The sequence below is a fragment of the Paenibacillus sp. B46(2026) genome (genome assembly GCF_056786355.1).
Genome location: NZ_CM165907.1, coordinates 6,749,664 through 6,774,665, shown reverse-complemented (window position 1 = coordinate 6,774,665; position 25,002 = coordinate 6,749,664). Strand labels below are relative to the sequence as shown.

The following is a 25,002-nucleotide window of genomic DNA, read 5'->3' as shown; positions in this document are numbered from 1 at the left end:
GCCTGCATCGTATATTTCGCGGGCTTGGCAGGTCAGCTCTTTATAGGAAGCATTGTCGTGTTGATAATAGGCCTGGTGCTGTTTAGAGATACCGTGGTTCAAGCTGTCCGACGAGGGACAAAGCCGCATTTATTGTTCTCGTTATTTCAGTTTTCTTTTCTGGGCGGAACGTTCATCTTTTTACTGATTCTGTTCCAAAATGAATTGACACACTACGATAACTTCTCGCACTGGGCCATTGTGTTGAAGCAGATGCTGAGTACTAATGCCTTTCCGACGCCAGACTCCAGCCTGATTGATTTTAAAAATTATCCGCTGGGGACTTCGTCATTTATTTATTATGTCTGTCGCTTCATGGGGCATTCCCAGTCCGTGATGCTCTTGGCACAAGGATTGCTTATTTTTTCCTGTTTTTATGCCATATTTGGCATCATTTCGGAGAAGAAACGCTTTCTTCTGTACGCTTTTCTCGGACTTGGATTATCTACGCTTTCATTTTTCAACCTTACGATTCGGATCACCAACCTGCTCGTGGATTTCTTGCTTCCGATCTACGCGCTCGCGATCCTGGCGGTTGTGTACCAGTATCGTAATGAGATCAAAAAGGCATGTATAGTGGTTCTTCCGCTTGCGGGATTGCTGACCATCATCAAAAGCACGGGTATTATTTTCGCCGCCATCGGCCTGATTTTCCTGGTGTACACATGGTTAAAGCATCGGCAAAAGTTCAGTTGGAAAACGGCGCTCGCTGTGGCGGGTACAATCTGCGGTGCGCTGATTCCCTACTTCGGTTGGAGTTCGCGAATGGCGACGGTGTTCCAAGGGGTGGATAACAAATTCGATGTAGCTTCTTCGGGGATTCAGGGCGGCAAAACGGCGGAGCAGATGCAGGAGATTCTGTGGATTTTCCTGAAGGCCAGTACGGATCTGACGACACGGCCAGTGATCGGGATTGTTGTTTTCCAGCTTATCGCAATCGCAGCATCTGTATTTGCCATTGTTGTGCTCAAGAAGAAGTGGAACTTATGGAAAGCATTGATTGCTCTGGACGTTGTACTGTTACTGTACTATGCAGGCATTCTGGCGTTGTATCTTTTCTCCATGCCACTGGATGAAGCAATTGTCCTGGCAGGCTTTGAGCGTTATGCATCGAGTATTGTGGTGCTGTTCGCTGGTGGGCTGGTGTTGTGCGCTGCGATCGACCTGGAGCGATCATTCCACTATCGGATCGGTGAAGTGCCTGATTATCAATCCTTTAAGACGGTCGAGACGAAGGGTCATTATCAAAAAGGCATTATCGGCTGTATGGCGGTTGCGGCCACCATTCTTTTGTCCGAATACAATGGTATCGTGTCTATCGCCCAAAGCTATGATACAACGCTCCCTTACAAGATTCATGCGGTTACTGGTGATCGGTGGTACTCAGGTGGGCAAGAGGATAATAACCGATATCTCTTCTACGCCTCAGACAGGGACCAACAGGTCACGAACTATTACATGCAATATGTAGGGAAGTATTTCTTGTATGCTCCACATGTGGACGGGATTGTGTTGTTCTATGAGGATAATATGGACAACCTTCTGAGCGGTTACGATTATCTGGTGGTCGTCGAGACGGATCTCAACGCCAAGTGGTTGCTGAAAAAGCATTATGGCATCGATATGCAGGAGGGTATCTACAAAATTACCCGTTCCGGTGATCAAATCGTTCTTACTTTGACTTGAGATCTTAGGTATTGAAAACCTGTTCCGGACATCCGGGCAGGTAATATCTGTATGAACAGTGGGCGGAAGATTGCGCTATTCATCGGAATGACAAATGTAAATACTCTTGAGCTCAACTTATATAGATTCCGTCTTAAATATAGCCCGATATAGTTAATACCTATAACGGGCTATAACTCTTTCGTAGAACGGTTAATCCGATCGGATATGTTATATTTAAGCCTATAATGATAAACGGGGAGATTAACCTATATGAGCATACAAACAGAACCTAAACAGCGAACCGTCACTCCATTTCGATATGATATTGTTGGTAGTTTTTTGCGCCCGCGTGCGTTGAAAGATGCCAGATTAAAATACCAGAACGGCGAAATTACCAAGGAGCAGCTGAATGAAGTGGAGAACGCCGAGATTGTGAAACTCGTACAGAAACAAAAAGAGGTTGGCCTTCAAGCTGTAACCGACGGCGAATTCCGTCGCTCTTGGTGGCATCTGGACTTCTTCTGGGGACTGGATGGTGTAGAGCGGACGATCATTGAGGAAGGATATCGGTTCAACGGTGCAACATCCAGACCGGAAACAGCTCGCCTGACCGGCAAAATTAGCTACAGCAGTCACCCATTTGTAGCGCATTATGCCTTCTTGAAAGATACGGCAGGCAATGACGTTGTTGCCCGTCAATCCATTCCAGCAGCTGCACAGTTCCTATTCGAATTGGACCGGGCAGATAATAAGGAAAGTACACAAGCCATCTATCCGAACCGCCAAGAGCTTCTTTCCGACATCGCAGGGGCATACAAAGCATCCATTCTGGCCTTCTATGAAGCCGGCTGCCGCAGCATCCAGATTGATGATTGCACGTGGGGCGCACTATGTGACCAACAGTTCATCGCAGTGATGCAGCAGATTGGCGTGAATGTGGAAGAGTATGCAAACGAACTTGCGAAATTGAACGAAGAAGTGGTATCCGGCTTGCCGGAAGACCTCGTGGTAACGACTCATGTCTGCCGCGGTAATTATGTTTCGACATATGCAGGAGTCGGTGGCGGTTACGAGCCGATTGCGCAGACACTTCTGAGCATCGATAACTACTCTGGTTTCTACTTGGAGTTCGATACAGAACGGGCTGGTGATTTCAAGCCGCTTCGTTTCCTGAAGGATAATCAGCAGGTTGTACTTGGCCTCTTCTCTTCCAAATTTGGAGAGTTGGAGAACAAGAAAGATATCCTGAAACGGATTGAGGAAGCCAAACAATATGTTGATTTGGATCGGATCTGCCTGAGCCCGCAATGCGGCTTTGCTTCCACGGAAGAAGGCAACCATCTGACTGAGGAACATCAATGGCGCAAGCTTGCGTTTATTAAGGAAATTGCCGAAGAGATCTGGAAGTAATTTAGAGACATCTCTAATAATGCAGAAGTAATGTATTAGGCCAAATTATAAATATAATTAAAGTTGAATTAACCGATATAATAGTAGCCGTAGGGACAATATTCCCATGCGGCTATTTATGTTGAGCGAGAAATCCATAGTATGTAGATCATTAAATAAGATAGAATGTGACTATAGAAAGCGCATCAAGGGGGGTTAACATTAGCCAAAGGTTCGCATACTATGTCTTAAATTAATATAAAGTGGTGAATTTATGAAGGAATTGCACAATCAGAAGAACAAGAAAGTATACTATATGTCCACGCTAACGATTATTGTCCTGATGGTATTCGGATTAATACAGTCCACGACAGGCTGGAACGGAATTACGTTTGGTTATATTATACATATCCTATGTGTGCCGATTTTGGCTATATGTTTACTGATATACCCCAGGTATGGGAGTTTTTTTTTGCGGTTGAGCATCATTATGCTTGTATTTATATACTTCTATGCGCTCATTTATATATATCCCGAGACTTGGACAACCTATATTCTCATTTGTCTTATTCCTGCGCTAGCCATTTTGTTTTTTGATCTAAAATTGTTCTATTTATCTTTGATTATAAATGGAATATTGATCATCCTTACATTTGGTTATATCTTCCTGATTGATCAAGGGGTTGTCTATTCTTATTTGTATGGCGACATGGTAGGCAATCTGATCAATATTATGGCGAGTCAGGTGATCCTGTTTCTTATTTTCCATCTGACCTTTAGCCGAATACGTAAACAACAACTTTATTCGGAGCAATTACAACAATCGGAGCGTTTGAAGATGATTGCTCATCTAACCGCTGCTGTCGCACATGAAATTAGAAATCCAGTAACCGTTGTTCGAGGTTTTTTACAGTTATATGGGGAGGATCCTTCCTTCAGTGATTCGGTGAAAAGCAAGTTCGCTTTGATGATAGATGAACTAAACACCGTCGAGCAGGTTACCTCTCAGTTCTTGACCTTGGCTAAACCTAATAAAGATTTCCAACCGGAAGAAGTGGAGGTAAGAGAGGTTCTTGAAAGTGTAACAGGCTTGCTCACCTCCTATGCGAGGTTATCGGATAAACATATTGATATCCAGGTAGAGAGATATTGTACGATTCTCATTAATACGATCGAGTTCAAGCAATTACTAATGAATCTCATCAAAAATGCGTTAGAAGCTTCGGATGCTGGTCAAACCGTCAAAGTAACAGCCAGGAGAGTGAAACATAACGTTGAAATCAAAATAATCGATGAGGGTAGCGGGATGTCAGAGGATCAGGTAAAGTCACTGGGTACTCCGTTTTATTCATTGAAAACAAATGGGACGGGGCTGGGATTAATGATCTGCTACAATATCGTGGAAAAGTATAAGGGAACGATCGAATATCACAGCTCAAAAGGTCAGGGGACCTCGGTGACTATTCGCTTTTTAGCTAAAACGGTATAGGCGTAAAAATAAGATAGCGACAGTTAGGACAAAGGGATCTTTGTCTCAACTGCCGCTATTCGTCTATCTTGCATGATATCGCCCTTTGGGCACCACCAGCGGTGATCCTGAAACGGGATCATCAATGACCGTACATTCCAATCCGAAAATGTCTTTCACTTGTGGTGCGGTTATGACCTCTGCAGGCTTGCCCTCAGCTACAAGCTTTCCGGTATGAAGCGCAAAGATATGATCCGCATATCGCGCCGATAAGTTGATATCGTGCAGTACCATCACAATGGTCGTTCCGTGTTTGCGATTCAGCTCCGTAAGCAGGTCCAGAATCTCGACTTGATAGGTAATGTCCAAGAAGGTCGTAGGCTCATCGAGAAACAGGATATCCGTCTGTTGCGCCAGCGCCATGGCAATCCAGACACGCTGACGTTGCCCGCCTGAAAGTTCGTCAATATTGTGATTGGCAAACTCGGTGATGTTCATGATGGTCATGGTTTCGGCCACAGCCTCATAATCCTTCTTGGTCCAGCCACTGAACAAGGATTGATGTGGGAACCTTCCACGACCCACCAGATCCGCTACCGAAATACCTTCCGGAACAATGGGAGACTGCGGGAGTAATCCGATCACCCGAGCCAATTGCTTGGGCGGGATCTTGCCAATGGCTTTGCCGTCCAGCGTAATGCTGCCCGAAGTAGGCTTAACGAGCCTGGCCATCGTTTTCAAAAGGGTAGACTTACCGCAGCCGTTAGAACCAATAATGACGCTAATTTTATTACTCGGTATGACAATGTCCACACCTAGTGAAAATGCCGATTGTTCTCCAAGTTCCAATATACTGAGGTGTTTGCCCAGCATCATGATGATGGGTGAGCAGATTAGCACGGTAATCACGAGAGGCGGTAGTGCACTCATCTGAGAACCGTTCAGACTGCCTGTGAGCCAGCGGATTGCGGCAGGAATATCCTTTTCAGAACTAACCAATAGGAGATAGGAGATGACCGCATCAAGCATGGCTTGAATACCAATCCCGATAAGTATTAACCGTCCGATGGAGAACACTTTTCCTCTGGAGAGTACATAAATGAACAACACCGTAGCCAGACCTGCAATCACTGAAGCCAAGGAAACAATGGCTCCGCTTGCATGAAGTACGACGATACAGAACACAGCCGCAGCGCTTGAACCTGACGTGATCCCAATGACATTAGGATTCGCCAGCGGATTCCGCAACATGGTCTGGAAGGTATACCCTGCAATGCCGAAGGCAAATCCGGCAAATAAACCTGTAAGCATTCTCGGTAGACGTATGGTATTTACAGCAAAAGAGACACCTTTGATCTTCTCTCCCGATAGGGAGCTGATGACATCTTTAACCGGATAGATCGTGTTGCCGAGCAATAGCATGGCACAGCAAAGAGCACATGCAAGCACTGCAAGGAGACTGGTGACGAGTATCCATCGGTGGCGTCTGTGACGTCTGCCCGCCATAATAAATTCAACCGATTGATCTTTCATAATGAACGCACTTTCGATCGCATCGCAAGGATGATTAATATTGGAGCACCTATAAAGGCAGTAACAACTCCGACCTCAAGCTCTCCAGGGTTGCTGATGAGTCTGCCACCGACATCGGATATCGTTAGAATGATCGCTCCAGCTACGGCAGACATGGGTATGACAAAACGTAAGTCAGGACCCAGTATAAGGCGTATGACGTGAGTGGATAACAATCCAATGAAACCAATAGGTCCAGCAAGTGCAGTAGCTGCACCACACAACAAAACCCCTGCAAGAGCCGCAATGAATCGAAGTGTTCCTGTGCGAACACCAAGTCCTGTTGCAACTTCGTCACCCAGCGCCAGCGCGTTAAGGGCAGGTGCGGATATAAAACGCTTTATAAACTTGATAATGATTATCAATATCAATAAATATATCTTTTTATTAACGGCAGTGTCAATGAAAAAATTGTAAAGGCCCATATTATATTAGGATCACATTCCTTGGTAAAGTAGTCCCATACTCGTTCTTAATGGAACAGTTATAGGATGAGAGCCGGAGGGTTTCTATATAGATAGGATGAAGTTTCGTTCCAGATCATGGTATATTTCTAGTATTAAATAATGTAGGGAGATTCTATATGCGTAATCAATTCTTAAAAAAGTTGATCGTTTTATGTTTGTTGTTTGTACTATTACCGACAACGAGCGTTTTGGCTGCGTCGCTGATCAAAGACCCGGTCCTAGCCAAAGTTATTCGAACAGAGTTGGACCTGTCGGATAAGAAGGAAATAAAGGCTGGCGATTTGAAAAAATTAAAATCCATGTATGCTATGGATACGAAGAGTAAGATTTCCAACCTGCGAGGTCTTGAGTATGCCGTTAATATAACGGATCTAATCCTACCCGGCCATAATGTGAAAAATATTGCACCGCTCACCAAATTAAAAAAACTAGCATTTTTAGCTTTAGAGGGGAATCAGATTACAGATCTATCTCCACTTTCAGGTTTACGAAATCTGCAAACTTTATATATGGACGATAACAAAATCAAAAGCCTGGCTCCATTAAAAAATATGCATAAGCTGAGAAGTCTACTCGCCAGCGGTAATCAGGTGACCGATCTAAGTCCTCTTCAGAAGTTAAAGCTGGAATGGATCATTATGAATGATAATAAAATCCACGATCTAACTCCTTTAAAAAATCATCCGACCTTGGAGTACCTTTATGTAGAAGATAATCTCATTGAAGATATTGCAGTGCTCGAAACCGTCCCACATCTGACAGAGGTATATCTGGCTAACAATCCGTTGAATGAACGTGCTGAGCAGGTAGTAGAGAACCTGAAGAAGAAAGGCGTCGTTGTAAGTTTGGTAAGCGAAGAAGCGGATCAAGCGAAGTAAATTCTGTTTGAAGATGTATATGTACGAAAAGGTTAATCCCTCATTATCGTGAACAAAAACAAAGAAGGCCGCAGATATTCTGACGGTCTTCTTTAGGTATGCTGGAAAGAAACGCTCCGTAACACTTTATCGCTCCATTCCCAAGCCAATATTATTCCACTTCGATCTCCTTCACCGTCTCTCCCTCAACCAGCACCGGCTGATAGTAGGTGTTCGTGGGCAGATCCTTTTTGCCTTGCAGATTCTTGATCACCCAGTCGGCAGCATCGCGGCCCATTTGCTCTTGGGGATGGGTTAGTGTGGTAAGCCGAATGTTGGCGTTCTTGGCAATATACGAATTGTCCTGTCCAATGATGGATAACTCATCCGGGATCGAGATGCCCAGTTGCCTGCAGGCGTTCACGACCTCCAGTCCGACCTCATCGTTATAACAGACGATCGCGGTGAGCGAATCCCTGTTTTCGTCCAGATATGCTGCTAGATTAGAAGATAACTCTGGTTTCGATGCGGTATCAAAGGAGAGTACTTGCTCAGGATGGAACCGTAACTTCGCTTCACCCAGCGCCTTGATGTACCCCTTCATCCGGTACTTTCCTTGTAGGTCATCCATTTTCGCAATAATGCCGATCTGGGTGTGGCCTTTGGCGATCAATTCACGTGTGGCAAGATAGCTGGATTGCACGTCATCCAGACAGAAGAACGGAACTTCCAGCTCTTCATAGAACGCATTAATCATCGTAAACGGCACATCCTGCTCTTTGAACGATAGGTAGTATGCAATGTTGGGATTGTACAGATTACTTTTGGTCGGTTCGACAATCAGGCCATCCACGCCGTAGGAGAGCATCATTTCGAGTGCTTTTTTCTCCTGCGCTACATCATTATTAGTACTGGCCAGCAGTAACGAGTAGTTGTCCTCATTCAGACGACTCTCAATGCCGCGGATAATGGACGGAAAGATGTAATCCGAGATGTATGTCGTGATCACACCGATCGTTTTCTTCGACGTATTGCCGCCTGATCGTGATCGATACTGATTGCTAACGTAAGTTCCTGAACCCTTTTCGCTTCGTAAAAATCCTTCGTTTGACAACTCCAAAATAGCCTTCCGCACCGTCTGGCGACTTACGGTGTAGCTTTCCTGTAATGCCAACTCGGTGGGGATCTGTTCGCCTATGCTATATGTCCCCGAGAGGATATGACTCTTTATATCATCAATGATGACCTGGTATTTTGGCTTCACGTAGTCCACTTCTTTCATCGTTACTCATCTATATAAACGTGATTGTTCAAATAGTTGTACGTACACATTCTAGCATGATTCAGAATAGATGAAAATAAAACCGGACATTTTTCGAAATGAACCGTACATATCCGGGCTTTTTGCATAGAGGTGTACCTTACAGCATAGCCGTTTTAGAGCTATATAAACCTTTAAATGGTCAAATAGAGCACATTATGTGTCCTTTGTAAGTATAACTATTATATATTATTGACAAATGTACGTACAAAAAATATACTAAGGCTGTCAGAAAAGGAAAGCGTATTCTTTGAAAACACAACAGGAAGCATGTATACAAAATTCATGATTAGCTACAGCCATAAGTAGAAGCTTCACCTTATATATGCATCCTTTGGGATGTGAAATCGCGACCGGAGAGGGGATACACGTGATTATGAGTCAACTGGACTTGAAAGAAGCCATTAACAATGGGGCTACTTCGCTTGGAATTGAATTTGGATCAACGCGGATTAAGGCGGTGTTGATTGACGAGCGTTTTGAAACCATCGCGTCAGGCAGCTATGAATGGGAGAACCTCCTGAAAGATGGATATTGGACGTACAACCAGGAGGATATCATCACAGGTCTGCAAACGGCTTATCGTGAGATGAAGCAAGATGTGGAACAGAAATACGGAATCACGCTGCGAACGGTCGGGTCTATCGGATTCTCGGCCATGATGCACGGATATATCGCATTGGATAGCGCAGGTGAATTGCTGGTACCTTTCCGCACCTGGCGTAACGCTACGACGGGAGCAGCTGCAAGGGAGCTAACGGAACTTCTGCAATTCAATATTCCGGAACGCTGGAGCATCGCCCACTTGTACCAAGCGATTTTGAACGAAGAGGCACATATGCCACGGATCGATCACCTGACAACTCTGGCTGGATACATCCACTGGTTGCTGACGGGCAATAAGGCGATTGGGATCGGCGATGCATCAGGCATTTTCCCGATTGACGAGGCTACACATAATTACCACCCATCCATGATCCAGCAGTTCGATGAACAGATCGCAGGCAAAGGTTATCCGTGGAAGGTCGAGGACCTTCTTCCCAAGGTATATCTCGCTGGTGAGAATGCAGGTGCATTGACGGAAGCGGGAGCCAAGTTGCTCGACCCTTCGCAAGATCTGCAAGCAGGCATTCCGCTCTGCCCGCCAGAAGGCGATGCCGGAACGGGTATGGTGGCAACAAATAGCGTGAGAAAACGTACGGGGAACATCTCCGTTGGCACATCCGTATTTGCGATGATCGTACTGGAGAAGGAATTATCCAAAGTGTATCCCGAGATCGATATGGTCACCACGCCGGATGGTAGCCCAGTAGGGATGGTGCATGCCAACAACTGTTCCAGTGATATCAACGCATGGGTTGGATTGTTCCGTGAATTCTCTGGGGCGATGGGATATGAAGTGGATAACGGCAAGTTGTTTAGTGTGTTGTTTAACAAGGCTTTGGAGGCAGACCCTGATGGTGGCGGCTTGCTCAGCTACGGTTACTACTCGGGTGAGAATATTACGGGACTTGAGAAGGGCCGTCCATTGTTCGTCCGCTCCCCGGAAAGCAACTTCAATCTGGCAAACTTCATGCGGACACATCTGTTTAGTGCATTCGGTGCACTCAAGCTTGGCATGGACATTTTGACGGAGGAAGAGAATGTGGCGATTGACAGTATTTTGGCGCACGGCGGTCTGTTCAAAACTCCTGTCGTGGGACAGCGGATTGTAGCTGCTGCGATGAACGTACCGGTGTCGGTAATGTCTACCGCTGGTGAAGGCGGCGCATGGGGCATGGCGCTTCTGGCTTCGTACATGATCAACAAGGATCAAGAGGAGAGCCTGGATGTGTTCCTAGAGCAGAAAGTCTTTAACGATGTTGAGGGAGTTGAAGTGGCGCCGGATGCATCGGATGTGAAAGGGTTTGAAGCATTTATCGAACGCTACCGGAATGGGCTCACAATTGAGCAGGCAGCAGTAGATCATCTGGTAGAGAACGGGAGGGAATAACATGTTAGAACAACTGAAAGAAGAGGTATTCCAGGCGAATCTGGAACTGCCCAAGCACGGACTTGTGAAATTCACATGGGGTAACGTCAGTGCAATTGATCGGGAAAGCGGTCTGTTCGTAATCAAACCAAGTGGCGTCAGCTACGATACGATGAAAGCAAGCGACATGGTTGTGGTCGATCTGGACGGTAACGTCGTGGAGGGTGAGATGAGACCTTCCTCGGATACCGCAACACATGCCGTTCTATATAAGCATTACTCGGAGATTGGCGGCATTGTGCATACACACTCCACATGGGCGACCATCTGGGCACAAGCCGGACTGGACGTACCTGTAATGGGGACAACACATGCGGATACGTTCTATGGGGCGGTGCCTTGTGCACGTTTCCTGAACCAGGACGAGGTTGATCGCGGATATGAAGCGGAGACGGGACGCGTCATTATTGAAACGTTTGAACAGCGTGGGATTGATGTTATGGAAGTTCCAGCAGTACTGCTACATGGTCATGCACCGTTTACGTGGGGGAAAGATGCCAAGTCTGCGGTGGTGAACAGTGTCGTGCTGGAGGAAGTGTGCAAAATGAACCTGTACGCGCGGCAATTGAATAACTTCGCGAAGGAACTGCCGCAAGGCATTTTGGATAAACACTATCTGCGAAAACACGGCAAAGACGCGTATTACGGACAGAAATAATTTGGTTATGTAGCGATCGGTTGATAATAATTCAAGCGAATAAGTTGTTTGTAACTACTACCAATGAAGTTGTATAAAACTTTTACACGATAACGGAGAGTGCAGAACCGATCTGGAGAAGCAACGCGTTCGCGTTTATCACAGGATTTTCCCTTTAAAAAAGGGAATCAAAAAATCCGGGGATAACCAGCGATCGGAAGATGGTACTGCAATCAGAGTGGTAAGTGTAAACCCATTTGTTCAACGATAAAAAAATGAAATGAGGATGATTATATGTCAGCAACAGCAGCAAAAGAATTCTGGTTTGTCGTCGGTTCACAGCACTTGTACGGAGAAGAAGCACTGGGCGAAGTAAAAGCCAACGCACAGAAAATCACAGATGCCCTCAATGCCAGCGGCGTTCTGCCATACCCGCTCGTATTGCAGGATTTGGCCGTAACCGCGGATAAAATCACAAGCATCATGAAAGAAGTTAACTATCGCGACGAAGTGGCTGGTGTCATCACGTGGATGCATACATTCTCCCCAGCGAAAATGTGGATTCGTGGTACGAAGTTGTTGCAAAAACCTTTGCTGCACTTGGCAACCCAATTTAACGAAAGCATTCCGTGGGCAACCATCGATATGGACTTCATGAACCTGAACCAAGCGGCACATGGTGACCGCGAATATGGCTTCATTAATGCCCGTCTGAGAAAACAAAATAAAATCGTTGTTGGCTACTGGGAGCGCCCAGAAGTGCAGCAGCAGGTTGCAGACTGGATGGACGTAGCGGTAGCTTATAATGAAAGCTTTAACATCAAAGTGGCGCGCTTCGGTGATAACATGCGTAACGTGGGCGTGACCGAAGGCGATAAAGTAGAGGCACAGATCCAATTCGGATGGACGGTTGATTACTTCGGCATTGGCGACCTCGTGCAATATGTGAACGCCGTAACAGAGCAGGAAATCGATGATCTGATCGCTCAGTATGGAGACCTCTACGAATTCGATTACGGTACGAATAGCAAGGAAGCTTGGGAAGCCAGCGTACGTGTGCAAGCGAGCTATGAGATTGCGATCAAACGTTTCCTGGACGAAGGTGGATACAGTGCCTTCACTACAAACTTCGAGGATCTGCATGGCATGAAGCAGCTTCCGGGTCTGGCTGTACAACGCCTGATGGCTCAAGGGTACGGATTTGCCGGTGAGGGTGACTGGAAAACGGCTGCGCTGGATCGCTTGCTGAAAATCATGGCCCATAACGAGAACACAGGCTTCATGGAAGATTACACATACGAGATGGCCACTGGACAGGAAGCTATCCTGCAATCTCACATGCTTGAAGTAGATCCGACACTTGCCAGCACGAAACCAAGAATCATCGTGTCCCCACTGGGCATTGGCGATCGTGAAGATCCGGCACGTCTCGTATTTGACGGCAAAGCAGGTGAAGGTGTCGTGGTATCCATGGCAGACTTCGGTACACATTACAAACTGCTGATCAATGAAGTATCTGCATTTGAGCCAACCGTTCCAGCACCTAACCTGCCGGTAGCACGTGTTCTGTGGAGCGTTAAGCCGAACTTCCAAGATGGAGTGAAAGCATGGATCGAAAATGGTGGTGGTCACCATACGGTTGTATCCTTGAACCTGACGACAGATCAGATCGTGACGTATGCGAAGCTGGTGAATCTGGAGTACGTTATTATTAAGTAAAAGTGGATTGGCAGCTACTGCCTGAACTCATACAAATTCTTTCTCTGTGGCCGGGGGTTAACCCTCGGCCATTTGTTTGTTATGCTGAGAAGCATGATGTGAGCTGAACAGAGGTATGCTTTTTCATCGAAAAGGGATAAGAAATGGAGGAGGACAGATATGTACACAAAAGAAAGCTTAATGCAGCAACTAGAGCAGCTTGGTTTGGATGGGCAAGGCACGTTGCTTATTCACTCTTCAATGAAGAGTTTAGGTGAGGTTGAAGGTGGAGCGGACACGGTGTTGAATGCCTTTAGCGATTATATGAAAGACGGATTGCTGGTGCTTCCCACCCATACATGGTCTACCATTAATGCGGATAACCCCGTGTTCCACGTGGAAACTTCTCCCTGCTGTGTGGGTATTCTGCCTGAACTATTTCGTCAACGTCCGGGCGTAGTCCGTTCGTGGCACCCGACGCACTCGGTAGCGGCACTAGGACGCGATGCAGAGGCATTTACGAAGGATGAATCATCTCTTCGACACGCCATGTGCGAGAGGTTCCGCATGGGGGAAACTGCTCGATCGGAAAGCAACGATCTTGTTAGTAGGTGTTGACTTGAAGCGGAATACATTTATCCATGGGGTCGAAGAGTGGGTGGACATCCCTGGCAGAATGACGGACAAGCATGAGATGCTTTATACGGTTTTACCAGATGGAAGCCAGATTTCAGTACCATCACGGAGACATTGTGGATTGTCATGGTCGGAGCATTTCTGGAAAGTAGATGAGGTACTGGTTCACGAAGGTGCGATGCGTAAAGGAAAACTCGGCGATGCAGTTGTTAGAGTGTGTGATGCGTCTAAGACAGCAGAGGTAATTACGGAGATGCTCAAGGATAATCCGGACTTGTTCTCGGACAACGAACCACTCATTACATCTAATTATGAAGTAGATCTAGTTGGGATGAGTCATGAAGCATATCTCAGAAACGAGGCGCGTTATAAGCTGCAATCGGAGCATTTGGTCGCAGAGAAACAGGTCGCTGAAGGCGAACGGTTACTTAATCATGAGCAAGTCATAGCCAAAATACGAGAAGAGTAGATGCAGCTTGATCAGCAGGTGAAGTCCTACTGCCGGAGAGATTAACTCCGCGAATGGTTTGGATCATTTGAATAAAACAGGTTGCAGGCTGGCCGCTCAGTTGGATATGGGCGGTTTTTTTTGTGGAACAGTCATATTCCTTCACAAAAGCGCAAAATAGATCAGCATTTCGATCAGAGGTTGGTTGGACTTCCAGTGTATGGGCTACTCACCCTTATGGTGGTGTGATAAGATATGGTTAAATTAACCAATAAGTTTGGCGTAGCAGAATTGTATAGGTGTTTATTGAAGTTATATATAAGTATCACATAGAATCATGAACAACCATGTTGTCATTGTAGCATCTAAGAAGGAGAAGATTCGTGAACCCATTAATATGGTATGATCTCTTTTTATTCGTCCTATTGTTCGGTGTAGGTGTATATGTGTTTGCTACGGTTAGGATTACGAACTTACATAAGGTGTACTTTTTATTTCACGGGTTGATGATGCTCTGGCCTTTCTGTCAATTTGCGAGTACGCTCACGGATGATTCGGGCTTACAGTTGTTCTATGTTACCTTATCTTTCGTTGCGGTCTCCTTGCTTGGGAGCGGGTGGCTTCTACTGACGATCTTTATTACCGGTTATTCAGAGCGTTTGAGTGCAAAAGGAACCTTCTTGCTATTTGTCCCAGCAGTGATCGGGGCTATAGGTGTGGTCGCAAATCCATGGAACGAGTTCGTCATTCCACTGGAGGGCGGGTACATCGAGCGGGATTACGGCCTTTGGTTCTGGGTTGTGATGACTATTCTGGTGAGCTATTTCTTAACTTCTCTCGTAGTTCTATTCCGGGCGGTGTATTCTTCGCAGACGTCTGCCATGATCAAAAAACAGGTGAGAATCACCCTGTGGGGCATCCTTGTCTTGGCTGTTTTTGCAACGATCGATGCGATCCTAAATGTTGTTCTAGCCCGCTGGTTGCCGATCATACCTGGCATGACTTCGCTGGGGATCTTTCTGTCGGACCTGTTCTTTGTCTATGTAATCAAAAGATACAATGTGTTCGATCTGGTCTCCATCGCCCATGAGGACGTAATCAATACCATTCCTTACGGCATCCTGGTACTGGATGAGAATGAAGTCATTGTTGAAGCGAACAAAGCCTCCCGATCTTTTATGGATCTGCATGTGGGGGATTCTTTTGATATGGAGGTATTTCTGGAGTCTGTTCAAGTTGTGGGCAACTGTCAGGCGCTCGTGAATCACTATAAGAAAAAAGAAAATACCCTCTCCCAGATTGAAGTGATCGTGGAGCGGGACAACAATATCCGGCACTATATCCTGCAATCGTCTCCGATTGTGGATTCGGCTCTTGTGCCGATCGGTCATATTCTCACGTTCCAGGATGTCTCGCAGGAGCGTTTCTACGTGAAAGAGATGAATCGCCAGAACGAGACGCTTCAGGAGCGCAATCAGGCGCTGGACTTGATACGTCAGGAGTTATCCGAAGCCAATCGCAAACTGGAGGAACTCGCGCTCACGGACAGTTTAACCAATTGTTACAACCGCCGCTATCTGACCCAGCAGCTAACACATGAGGTGATCACCAATATTCAATATAAAACACCATTCTCACTCCTGCTGCTCGATATCGACTACTTCAAGGAGATCAATGATCGCTACGGACATGTCATCGGGGATGAAGTGCTCGTCCGTACGGCGGAAGCCGTCAAACAATCCATTCGCAGCACCGATATTCTGACGCGTTATGGCGGGGAAGAGTTCATGATCTACCTTCCTCATACGGAGCATGATCTGGCGAACCAGATCGCGGAGCGCGTGAGAACCGCTGTGGAGTCCAACCGCATTATGGTGGATCACGAGATTAAGCAGGTGTCGATTACGATAAGTATTGGGATTCTGTCCTTTGAGGATTTTGAAGTTGAGCATGTGCCGGACAATCCGGAGGGGTACTTGACTCAGCTGTTCGCTGCGGTGGATAAGGCGTTGTATCAGGCGAAGCAGAATGGGCGGAACAGAGTGGAGTTTGCAGAGTTTGAGCGGGTGGATTTTTAGTTAAAAGAGAAAGGGAATTTATAGGTACAAAGACTATATTCGTTATTTGGATAAAAATGGTATATGAAAATGCAGATCTTTTCGAATATATCAATGAAGGGTCTATAAACTGCATCATAGCAAGACACAGTATTTCTTTAAATTACCAATCACATTTGATAGAATATATATTACATTCAAATTATTAGAATTCCACCATATAATTAGTTTTTGACAGTCCTCAAGCATTAACTCTGATAAGACTTTATTTGATTATACTTTGGTTAGGACGATGAAGATAAGTCTACATTAAGTCCAAAATCAGACAACCATTGATTTTGGTTTTGAGCCTTTATTATTAGAATATTATTTTAGGTGGGTTGAAATTATGAATCAAGCTAATGACATAAAAAAATTAGCAAGTGTACTTAAAGAGGATGGTACAATTTTATTTGTTGGTTCTGGAATATCAGTATGGTCAGGCCTTCCAACATGGTATGGACTGGTGAAAGAATTGTCTGATTATGTAAAAGAAGAAGGTCTACCATATGAAAGCATTCTTCAAGAAGCTTCAACTAACCTACTAAGTGCAGCAGGAATAGGGCAAAGACAGTTATCTCCACAACAATTTAAAGGGTTTATAAGACAAGTATGCCGAGTAGGCACTTCTAGACCAAGCATTGTACACGAAAAGATAGTAAAATTAGGTTTGAGAAATTTCATTACTACTAATTATGATAAGTTACTTGAGGAAGCGTTACGTTTGTATAACAACGACGCCACGTTTCAAGTTATAACAAATCGTCAGCCAACAGATTGTGCATCTATCGTCCAAATTAGAGCACGTGATTTTGTTTTCAAACCACATGGTGATATCGATGATACAGATAGTATTGTCTTAACACATGAACAATATAGATTTCTATATGGTGAGGGTAACCACACTATAAGAACATTAGAAACCCTATTGCTCACTAGATCTGTTGTTTTTATTGGATTCAGCTTAACAGATGCAGATTTTATATATATAAAAGATAATTTAGAAAATACTTTTAAAGGAAAAGCTCCTCATCACTATGCCATTATGGCGGACGTTACCGATGAAAAAAGAAAGTATTTACTAGATGTTTTAGGGATTAGGGTAGTCAATTATCGGACACTTGATGGTACAAATGGTTCTAGGGATCATAGTCCTCTTTTAGAAATTTTAGATGAGCTATCTTTTCCTCACAATAGTCCTCAAAGTATCGAACTAAATTCGGAAAATTTTGATTTAAGTGATTCGCAAATAATATCACTTCTAAGGTATGCAGCAGGGTTAAGCTTTCAATTAAAACATTCAGGAAATATAGAATTTCCAATAAATGCATTGAACGATAAATCAAGGCCGCAAGTAAGCAAAGAGATACAACTGTTGCTTAACGAGTCATTGAATGGGACCTTGTTATTACTAGGCAGTCCTGGTGCAGGAAAAACACACCAACTAAAAAAATTATGTAATAATTTAGCAGAACAGCTCAAAGAGCAATGCATAACTGAGACGTATAAAGAAAAAAAATTATCCGTTCCTGTATATATTGACTTAAAATCATACAGCGGAAATATTTGGAGCATGGTTGAAAATCTTATTCCTGCAAATATAAATCTTGAAGAGTTGATTGAATCCACTAATTGTATTTTTATACTCGATTCTTTTAATGAGATGCCAAGAATTTTCTCTGAAGATGGTAAGTATGAAAAGGATTTATCGGATTTTTTTGGTAAAATTAGGGATTCGAAAGTGATTATTGGTTCAAGAACTAATGAAGGAATTAAAATAAACGATATTATTGAGTATAAGTTAGAAGAGATACCTTATGAATATGTAATAGATTATATAGATGTAAACCATATAAAAATCAATGGTAGACTCGGTAGGCATGTTATCAAATTATTACAAAAGCCTTTTTTCTTTAAATTACTTCTTGAAAAGAAAGTAGAAATGAAATCTTTTACATCACCAAACTCCATGTTTAATTCTTTTTTTGAAAATATCAAAAGAAATATTAATAAAAAATATGGAATTGAAATTGATTTGCTATATGTATTGAAATCAATTGCATTTTTTGCTATTAACGAGGGAGTAGAAATTATTCCTCTGAAAGAGGTCAAGTTAAAATTTAATATGGGTCTGCAGTTTCTTAAAAAGAATCATCACTTTTCTGCTGATAAGTTACTTCAGGCATTAATTGATGAAGAAGTACTGATTCCATACCCGGGAGATAAATTGTCATTTTTTCATCAATCAGTAACAGAGTATTTAGCTGCGATGGAACTCAGCAATATTTATAACATTTCTCCTGAGGTTCTAGAAAGTTGCTTGATCAATACCAGGTGGGATCAAACATTATTCTTAACAATAGGATTTTTATCCAAAGAAAACTCAGCTAAATTTATGGCTCAAGTATTAGAAAAAGATATCATATTGGCTATGAGAGCATGTAAGTATGTGGAATATGATTACGAGATGTTGGTTACTAACATTTTAGACTTTATCGTTAAGAATTCAACTAATATGAAGAGTCTAGAATACTTTTTCGAATATGCAATGACGGAGCTGCCTGTCGGCGCTATACATGAGGAACAACTAAGAATTCTCTTGAAGAAAGGGAATTTGTTGGGAATGTCTTCAGCTGAATTACTTCAGAGAATATTAGGTGATGAATTCAAATCCGAAATGATATCCCTAATGATTATAAACAGTACAGATTATAACTTTGTAACCTCATTAGGCCGTTTATTAGCCAAAAGTGTTGTATGGGAAGATGTACTGCTTATTTTTAGTAAAATGAAAGAAAACAATTTATCTGAATATCACGGATATTCAGAAGCTGTGGCAGAAGTGTTGGCTAAATTTGAGATAAATGAGATTAAAGCATTATTTCCACAAATAGATATATTAAATGATTTAGAAGCAGAAATATATAGTAAGTACTTAGGGAAGAAGAAAACAGAAGATGCAATATATGAACTTATACAACTTGTAAAGTTAGGGTATAAAGAAGCTATATTTCCGTTGTATCTAAAAATTAATAAAGTAGAGTTCAATGTTCAAATGCTTGATGAGAACTTAGTTAATTCTATACTTAATTTTATGAAGCAAGATGACTACAGTAACTATGTTATAGAATTACTTGAAAAAGTATGTAATCTACAACCTAATTTTAAATTATATATTAAGTGGCTTAAAACCAGTGCTAAGAATCCACTGAAGTTATCTATGTTATTTATTTTAAGAGATGAACTAGAAGAAAAAGATGAGTTTTGGAGCGAATACTTGGATTACATCAATATTCCAGGGAATAATGGGGTAATTATTCAACATTTTAGAAATTTGGATTGGTCAAACAGAGAATATATATTCAGATCAATTTTAAAAAGTGAAAATATCGAACTTATTTTCCACTTTTTAAAATCTGTTAGGTTCAATGAAGGTTTTCAATATGAATTAACATATGATGAGATTTTTGTTCTCATGGATACTTTTGTTAATTTTGGGAGTCAAATAGGTAGTGATAACTCTTATTGGCTTTCGTATTTGATAAATGAATTTATTTTAAATAGAAGTAATAATGATACTCAAAAATCCTTATTAAAATTCTTTAATGAAGAAGCAGGAATTTATAGAGATTATTTAGTAGATATAATTTATGGTTTTTCTTTTGTGAATACTGATATGCTCTCAGTCGATGCTTTAAATTATTGTCTAGGCAAGTTATCAACTAAGAGGTACAGTGGATTAAATAAGAAAAACTTGGGTGGGATATCTACTGATGATTTTATTAATAATCAAATATTGCCTTTAATTTCAACGGAAAATCTGTTGTTAAGAGATAATATTAAAGAAGTACTGAAAGAGGCCGGTAAACTTCATAGAAAAAGGTACTTAAATACTAATACTCTTATAGAAAACCGTTTTGAAGAACTTTAACACTTAATGAATTTTGTATGGAGATACATGTTTCACATATAATGGTAAAAAATGAACTCATATAATACTATTGTTTCGAATCACGCTAAGTATATAATTCCGACAACTTTTCAAATTAAAGTATACGAAATATTTCACTAGTGATCTTTTGAAGAGATTGTAGTTGTGCGTTATTCATTTTTCCAGTTCCAATGATAAATTCATCAATAGTTTTTTGTCTGAAGATATCATCGGTATTCTCTAAAAACATTAACTCACCAATTGAGACATCTAGGGCGACTAGAACCTTCTCCAGTGTATCTATGGAAAAGTTTCTTTCGCCTCTTTCTAATGCTCCAATATATCTATAATCTAGCCCGGCAATATCAGCCAGCTTTTGTTGAGTAAGTCCTTTTGCATTTCGCATTGCTCTAATTCGTGTACCTATTAATTGGCGTAACTCTGACATTTGAACCACCTCATAATAAGCTTAGATAAGATGAGTCATAAAAGTCAGGTTAAAATATATAGCAATAATGGTGTTATTTACGTATTATAAGTAGTATAATAAACAAATATCATTACTTCACAGGAGTAATTAGAAATTCTGTTCGCCTATACTATCAAAGGAGGATCTCCTTTTGCGAAAATCTATCCTAAAATCACTCAAACCGGACATTATTGTTGAAATGTTGGACATGGCTGTGGCTTTTGAAAATTGGAACAAGGTGATGGAGAGGGCGGACATGTTATATCAATGTGTGCAGTCGATCCATGAAGAGCGGCAGGAGTATCAGTCAAAGGGAGTGCCTGCACCACATATACACATCGAGCGGCCCTTGGTCTACTATTACGGGTTCAGTCACTTAATGCGGGGTATGGCTCACCGGAAGATGGGACAGGTAGATCAGGCGCGAGCTTGTATCGATCAATATGCAGAACTGGGATCGATGGAGGATCTGGATGAGGTAGGTATGCAGGTGGTGCAGGAGTTCAGGCATAAGGCACAGGTGAATCGGTATGCTCTTGAGATAGAAGCCGGGCAGGTGCAACTGCTGGAGGAGTTTGTGAACTTTTTGCTTGAGCATCCGGAGGAAGGGTTGGCAGGTCTGAAAGTAATTACGGAAGCAGCAGTGCGGCATAGATGGCAGATTGATCGGGTTTTACAGGTGTTCGAGGATCAGATACAGGGTGTTGGTAGAGAAGAGGGTTCTTTAAACAACGATGATATGTACCATTACTGTTATCAGCGGGCTCTGTACGAACAGTGGATGGGAAGGCCGCAGGAGGCTGTGGAGTTCATTTTGCAGGCGATCAGGTTAGCGTATAAGCAAGGGATGGATCGGTATTTTATAAGATGCACAGCATTGTTGGAATCATTGAGGGAAGAGGCGACAGCGGAGCAGATTGGGCGGTATCGGGTGATGCTGGAGGAAATGAAGTAGGAGAGATATTTACTGAAAATGGTAGGATATGCCTTGAAGTGGGTATATGCATATAGGACCATAGCACCGATGAGGAGCATAGCTTTTGTATTTACCATGGTGAAATCAGGATGTTAGCCGGATAGTTTACATATTACACTTCTGCTAACATAGGATAATCTTATTTCGAATGAGCGGAGAAACGTATGAGTACAATCAAAGTTACCCCTGAACAACTACATCACGTATCGAATCAGGTGGATCAAGCCAGACAACAGTTGGAGAGTATACGAAGTGATCTGACGAGACAGATCATGTTCGTTCAGATGATGTGGATGGGTGCGACGCAGGAGCGATTTTACTATGAGTTCGAGCAGTCACGACCTATACTGGATAAAGCGCTGGAGAGTATGGTGAACACATCGAAGGAATTGAAGGATATCGCCACGCGTTTCCAAGATGCAGATGCTCAGAAGGTAAGTGTGGGTGGTGCAATTGGAGCAGTCGGTGCCGCAGCTATGATGACCAAGTCAGCAGGTGGTTCAAATTCGGGCGATAAGGGCTATCGGATGGCGCAAATCAATATGTTTGGTAAGTGGGTATGGATGCCTGTCAATGAAAATGGTGTTGCGGATCAGGCTGCTCTTCAGGCGTATGAGAAGGATCAGGGACATCTAAATTTCAATCTTATGCAAGCTGTGAACGTTGAACCGCCTGGGGAAGATATTTTTGCGTTACAGATCAAGGCGTTTGAGATGGGGATTCATCCTACGACGGGAGAGCCTGTATCAGATAAGTATGCTCAGATGATGGTGACCTCTCTGAAGTTTAGTCAGATATTCATGGCGATTCAGATGGTTCGTGGGAGTATGCCGGGCGGTAAAGGGCCTTATCGATTGCCAGCTTCTAATCCGGCTGTGGCGAAGATTAAGCAGCATATTGAGGCTGCTAAGGTGAAGAGTGATAAGGCGCAGACTGTTACTCTTGGGAATACAGAAAAGATTAAAAATAATGGAACTTTAGTTAAGGAAAAGAGTAAAACAACGTACACTAACCGTGCTGGGGCTGAACTCACATGGGTAGATCAACATCCAAAGAATATTAATCGGGATGTTGATAACTTTCTGGGTAGCTCCAACATTGGTAAAGCAACCGAAGCAAAGGTTGCAAATTTTGTAAGAGACGAAACAGAAATTGTTGGATTTGGACTAAAAGTATTAAAAAAGGATGGTCAAGCTGCCGGAGATTTAGATGTTGTTACAAAAGATGTGATAATTGAAGTGAAGGCTTCCATTAAAGCAGTAGACTCTGAGCAATTTTTGAAAATGACTCAGCGCGATCATCCTGATTTTTTCAATCCTGAAAACAAAAAGGTTGTCCTATATATCGATAAACCCTTGAATAATCTAAGAGATGAACATGAGAGCATGTTAAAAGATATTAAGTCTTATGGCGTTACCGTCGTCAATTCGTTGGACAAATTAAAGGAGGTAATAAAATAAAATGGGAACCACTGCATTTTTCTTAACGGAGCGTGAAAAGTATACGCCAGAAAAGTTTTTGTCTGATACTATGATTGCAGCGTTTAACTCCGACAACCGGATTATTTTTGATAATCATAAAAACCTTGAAAATGGAAAATTCTCTTCAACAACGTTGAACATACTGGCTCATTCCTACAACAGCGACGAGAATAATCATCAATTCATTATGTATGTGAAGGCAAAGGAAAATAAGAGTGTAATATTCAGTGACTATGAAGATCTTGATTTGGATTCTGATCACGAACTCATTCGAGTAGGTACAATAGAAGAAGTGTTTGGAGCAGAAGAGGTCATTCTTCGTTTCGTTTATGAATACCTGAATCTTAATAGATCCGACTATTTTTGGGTGGCTGATTACGATTGGGTCTTCACCTGGGAAGATATACAAAAGATAAACTCAATGACGTATGACTCTGATTGGTGCTATAAAGATCCGAAAATGATTTGAGCACTTGATAAGTGGGCTCTATATACTTGCTAATTTTTTTAAGAGTTACCGAGGGACGGTCAGTTTGTCATTAACTCGGATTGCAGAGAGAAGCCTGATATCTATGATTGGTCTTATGATTTACTGCATGGAGACTTTATTGAGAAGGATATGGTAGGGTTGATTTGAGAAAATTGCTCTATTGATGCATTCATGACCGGAGGGGTAGGATTGGGTAAATTAATTAAAGATATATACTCCGTAGATCAAAATGTTCAGACAGAAAATGCCGATGCTCCTCTGGATCAATGGTACGATAAGCTACTCAATAAAGCAGTAGATAAGCTTGACTTAGAAGATGTTAGTAGAATGTTGGGCCAACATGTATTTATAGATCTTGGTATAGAAAAGGCTATAGAAATTTTATCAGAAGATCCCCTTGCCGGGGAGATGTATGATGGACATCTGTTGAAGCTTCTTTGTTCTATTGAAACGAATAATTTCAGAGACTTATTACAACTAAAAAAATTACTCCAGACTATCAAGAGTAATCTTTCTCAGTTCGAATGGGCTGATGAAGAAGATCAGGAAGAGTACGCTGAGTTATTAGAACGTTTTCTGAAGAAGGTTAGCGTTTAAAGTTGTGATAACAAAATTGAGATAAAGTGATGTACTACGAGGTAAACTAATGGCTAAAAAAACATAGTAAAAGTAGGTGAGAAGCTTCAATTACAGGAAGTTGATTTTCAAAATCATGAATTAACTGGTGTGTGTTTCGAACAATCGTATATGACTAGCTGTATTTTTGATAATCTTAGTCTGAACAACATAGATTTCCATGCCTCAGTTTTAAGTTAGTCAACGTATAACGACGCAAAGTTAGTGAATTGGATTGTCAACAGTAAATTAGACAGCTTTTTTAAGGGTTTCTTGGCGATACTGAACAGGTGGAGAGAAATTATTCCAAATATGTGTTATAGTATATTCGGATGGAAAATACAATACTTTGAATTTCTGTGAACAAGAGGTGGAAAACAACTATGAAAAATAGAAACATAACAGGTATTGTAGTGGCCATAATTTATTGTGTTGTTCTTTATGTTTTTTTAACTGATGCCCCCCCTGGTGAAGCTCCAAATAATCCGTTATGGATTTATTTATTGATTCCAATTGGAGCTATTGTAATTACGTCTCTTTTTGATTATGTGATCAAGTTCGATTTCTTCAGGAAAAAGAAGAAATAGAAGTAAAGAATGAATGAAGGATAAAAAATGATAGGATCAAAAATTTCTAAAACATTTTTTGCAGGAGTTCTGCTCTCTACATCTATCTCACACCAGCCTTTGCTCAGGATCAGGTAGATTTACCA

Annotated in this window: 17 protein-coding genes and 3 pseudogenes; 15 read left to right on the top strand and 5 right to left on the bottom strand. The window is 42.4% G+C overall.

Annotation, left to right across the window (positions count from 1 at the left end; translation table 11 throughout):
* Positions 1-57 precede the first annotated feature (57 nt).
* The 3 genes from AC1S8V_RS30010 (at position 58) to AC1S8V_RS30000 (ending at position 4,585) form a co-directional block, all read left to right on the top strand.
* Positions 58-1,725: a hypothetical protein gene (locus AC1S8V_RS30010; RefSeq protein WP_482071913.1), complete on the top strand. Its 1,668-nt coding sequence runs from the start codon at positions 58-60 to the stop codon at positions 1,723-1,725.
* 252 nt (positions 1,726-1,977) lie between these two features.
* The gene (locus AC1S8V_RS30005) at positions 1,978-3,117 is read left to right on the top strand and encodes a 5-methyltetrahydropteroyltriglutamate--homocysteine S-methyltransferase (RefSeq protein ID WP_482071912.1); all 1,140 of its coding nucleotides are present in this window, start codon (positions 1,978-1,980) and stop codon (positions 3,115-3,117) included.
* A gap of 253 nt (positions 3,118-3,370) precedes the next feature.
* Positions 3,371-4,585: an ATP-binding protein gene (locus tag AC1S8V_RS30000; protein ID WP_482071911.1), complete on the top strand. Its 1,215-nt coding sequence runs from the start codon at positions 3,371-3,373 to the stop codon at positions 4,583-4,585.
* Positions 4,586-4,648: 63 nt separating this feature from the next.
* On the opposite strand, the pseudogene AC1S8V_RS29995 reads toward AC1S8V_RS30000, so the two are convergent.
* The 3 genes and pseudogenes from AC1S8V_RS29995 to AC1S8V_RS29985 form a co-directional block, all read right to left on the bottom strand.
* Positions 4,649-5,380: pseudogene (locus tag AC1S8V_RS29995) on the bottom strand (ABC transporter ATP-binding protein); the annotation flags it as partial.
* A pseudogene (locus AC1S8V_RS29990) lies at positions 5,372-6,097 on the bottom strand (FecCD family ABC transporter permease); the annotation flags it as partial. The pseudogenes AC1S8V_RS29990 and AC1S8V_RS29995, both read right to left, overlap by 9 nt.
* The gene (locus AC1S8V_RS29985) at positions 6,094-6,561 is read right to left on the bottom strand and encodes a FecCD family ABC transporter permease (RefSeq protein WP_482071910.1); all 468 of its coding nucleotides are present in this window, start codon (positions 6,559-6,561) and stop codon (positions 6,094-6,096) included. The pseudogene AC1S8V_RS29990 and the gene AC1S8V_RS29985, both read right to left, overlap by 4 nt.
* A 158-nt stretch (positions 6,562-6,719) precedes the next feature.
* Here AC1S8V_RS29985 and AC1S8V_RS29980 point away from each other — a divergent pair, with 158 nt between their 5' ends.
* Positions 6,720-7,481, top strand: a complete 762-nt coding sequence (locus AC1S8V_RS29980; protein ID WP_482071909.1) for a leucine-rich repeat domain-containing protein — start codon at positions 6,720-6,722, stop codon at positions 7,479-7,481.
* Positions 7,482-7,632: 151 nt separating this feature from the next.
* Here the strand turns inward: AC1S8V_RS29980 and AC1S8V_RS29975 are convergent, their stop codons facing one another.
* The gene (locus AC1S8V_RS29975) at positions 7,633-8,724 is read right to left on the bottom strand and encodes a substrate-binding domain-containing protein (RefSeq protein WP_482071908.1); all 1,092 of its coding nucleotides are present in this window, start codon (positions 8,722-8,724) and stop codon (positions 7,633-7,635) included.
* Between the two features lie 433 nt (positions 8,725-9,157).
* Between AC1S8V_RS29975 and AC1S8V_RS29970 the strand changes: the two genes are divergently transcribed.
* The 6 genes and pseudogenes from AC1S8V_RS29970 to AC1S8V_RS29945 all read left to right on the top strand — a co-directional run bounded on the left by AC1S8V_RS29970 (position 9,158) and on the right by AC1S8V_RS29945 (position 20,259).
* Positions 9,158-10,774: a xylulokinase gene (locus AC1S8V_RS29970; RefSeq protein ID WP_482071907.1), complete on the top strand. Its 1,617-nt coding sequence runs from the start codon at positions 9,158-9,160 to the stop codon at positions 10,772-10,774.
* Position 10,775: 1 nt separating this feature from the next.
* Positions 10,776-11,471: an L-ribulose-5-phosphate 4-epimerase gene (locus AC1S8V_RS29965; RefSeq protein WP_482071906.1), complete on the top strand. Its 696-nt coding sequence runs from the start codon at positions 10,776-10,778 to the stop codon at positions 11,469-11,471.
* Positions 11,472-11,744: 273 nt separating this feature from the next.
* Positions 11,745-13,169 (top strand): L-arabinose isomerase, encoded by a 1,425-nt coding sequence (gene araA / locus AC1S8V_RS29960; protein ID WP_482071905.1) that lies wholly within the window; start codon positions 11,745-11,747, stop codon positions 13,167-13,169.
* A gap of 159 nt (positions 13,170-13,328) precedes the next feature.
* Positions 13,329-14,082, top strand: a pseudogene (locus tag AC1S8V_RS29955) (AAC(3) family N-acetyltransferase); the annotation flags it as partial.
* 533 nt (positions 14,083-14,615) lie between these two features.
* Positions 14,616-16,310, top strand: coding sequence for a histidine kinase N-terminal 7TM domain-containing diguanylate cyclase (locus tag AC1S8V_RS29950; RefSeq protein ID WP_482071904.1), 1,695 nt, complete (start codon positions 14,616-14,618; stop codon positions 16,308-16,310).
* A 367-nt stretch (positions 16,311-16,677) separates the two neighbouring features.
* Complete coding sequence (locus AC1S8V_RS29945) at positions 16,678-20,259, top strand: SIR2 family protein (RefSeq protein WP_482071903.1); 3,582 nt, start codon at positions 16,678-16,680, stop codon at positions 20,257-20,259.
* 115 nt (positions 20,260-20,374) lie between these two features.
* On the opposite strand, the gene AC1S8V_RS29940 is transcribed toward AC1S8V_RS29945, so the two are convergent.
* Positions 20,375-20,707: a helix-turn-helix domain-containing protein gene (locus AC1S8V_RS29940; protein ID WP_482071902.1), complete on the bottom strand. Its 333-nt coding sequence runs from the start codon at positions 20,705-20,707 to the stop codon at positions 20,375-20,377.
* A 172-nt stretch (positions 20,708-20,879) separates the two neighbouring features.
* Here AC1S8V_RS29940 and AC1S8V_RS29935 point away from each other — a divergent pair, with 172 nt between their 5' ends.
* The 5 genes from AC1S8V_RS29935 (at position 20,880) to AC1S8V_RS29915 (ending at position 24,877) form a co-directional block, all read left to right on the top strand.
* Positions 20,880-21,683, top strand: a complete 804-nt coding sequence (locus tag AC1S8V_RS29935; RefSeq protein ID WP_482071901.1) for a DNA-binding protein — start codon at positions 20,880-20,882, stop codon at positions 21,681-21,683.
* A gap of 185 nt (positions 21,684-21,868) precedes the next feature.
* A complete protein-coding gene (locus AC1S8V_RS29930) occupies positions 21,869-23,164 on the top strand; it encodes a WXG100 family type VII secretion target (protein WP_482071900.1) in 1,296 nt (431 codons plus the stop codon).
* Position 23,165: 1 nt separating this feature from the next.
* Complete coding sequence (locus AC1S8V_RS29925; protein WP_482071899.1) at positions 23,166-23,654, top strand: hypothetical protein; 489 nt, start codon at positions 23,166-23,168, stop codon at positions 23,652-23,654.
* Between the two features lie 210 nt (positions 23,655-23,864).
* On the top strand, positions 23,865-24,272 hold the full coding sequence (locus tag AC1S8V_RS29920) for a contact-dependent growth inhibition system immunity protein (protein ID WP_482071898.1): 408 nt from the start codon (positions 23,865-23,867) through the stop codon (positions 24,270-24,272).
* A 401-nt stretch (positions 24,273-24,673) separates the two neighbouring features.
* Positions 24,674-24,877: a hypothetical protein gene (locus AC1S8V_RS29915; protein ID WP_482071897.1), complete on the top strand. Its 204-nt coding sequence runs from the start codon at positions 24,674-24,676 to the stop codon at positions 24,875-24,877.
* The last annotated feature ends 125 nt before the right edge of the window (positions 24,878-25,002 follow it).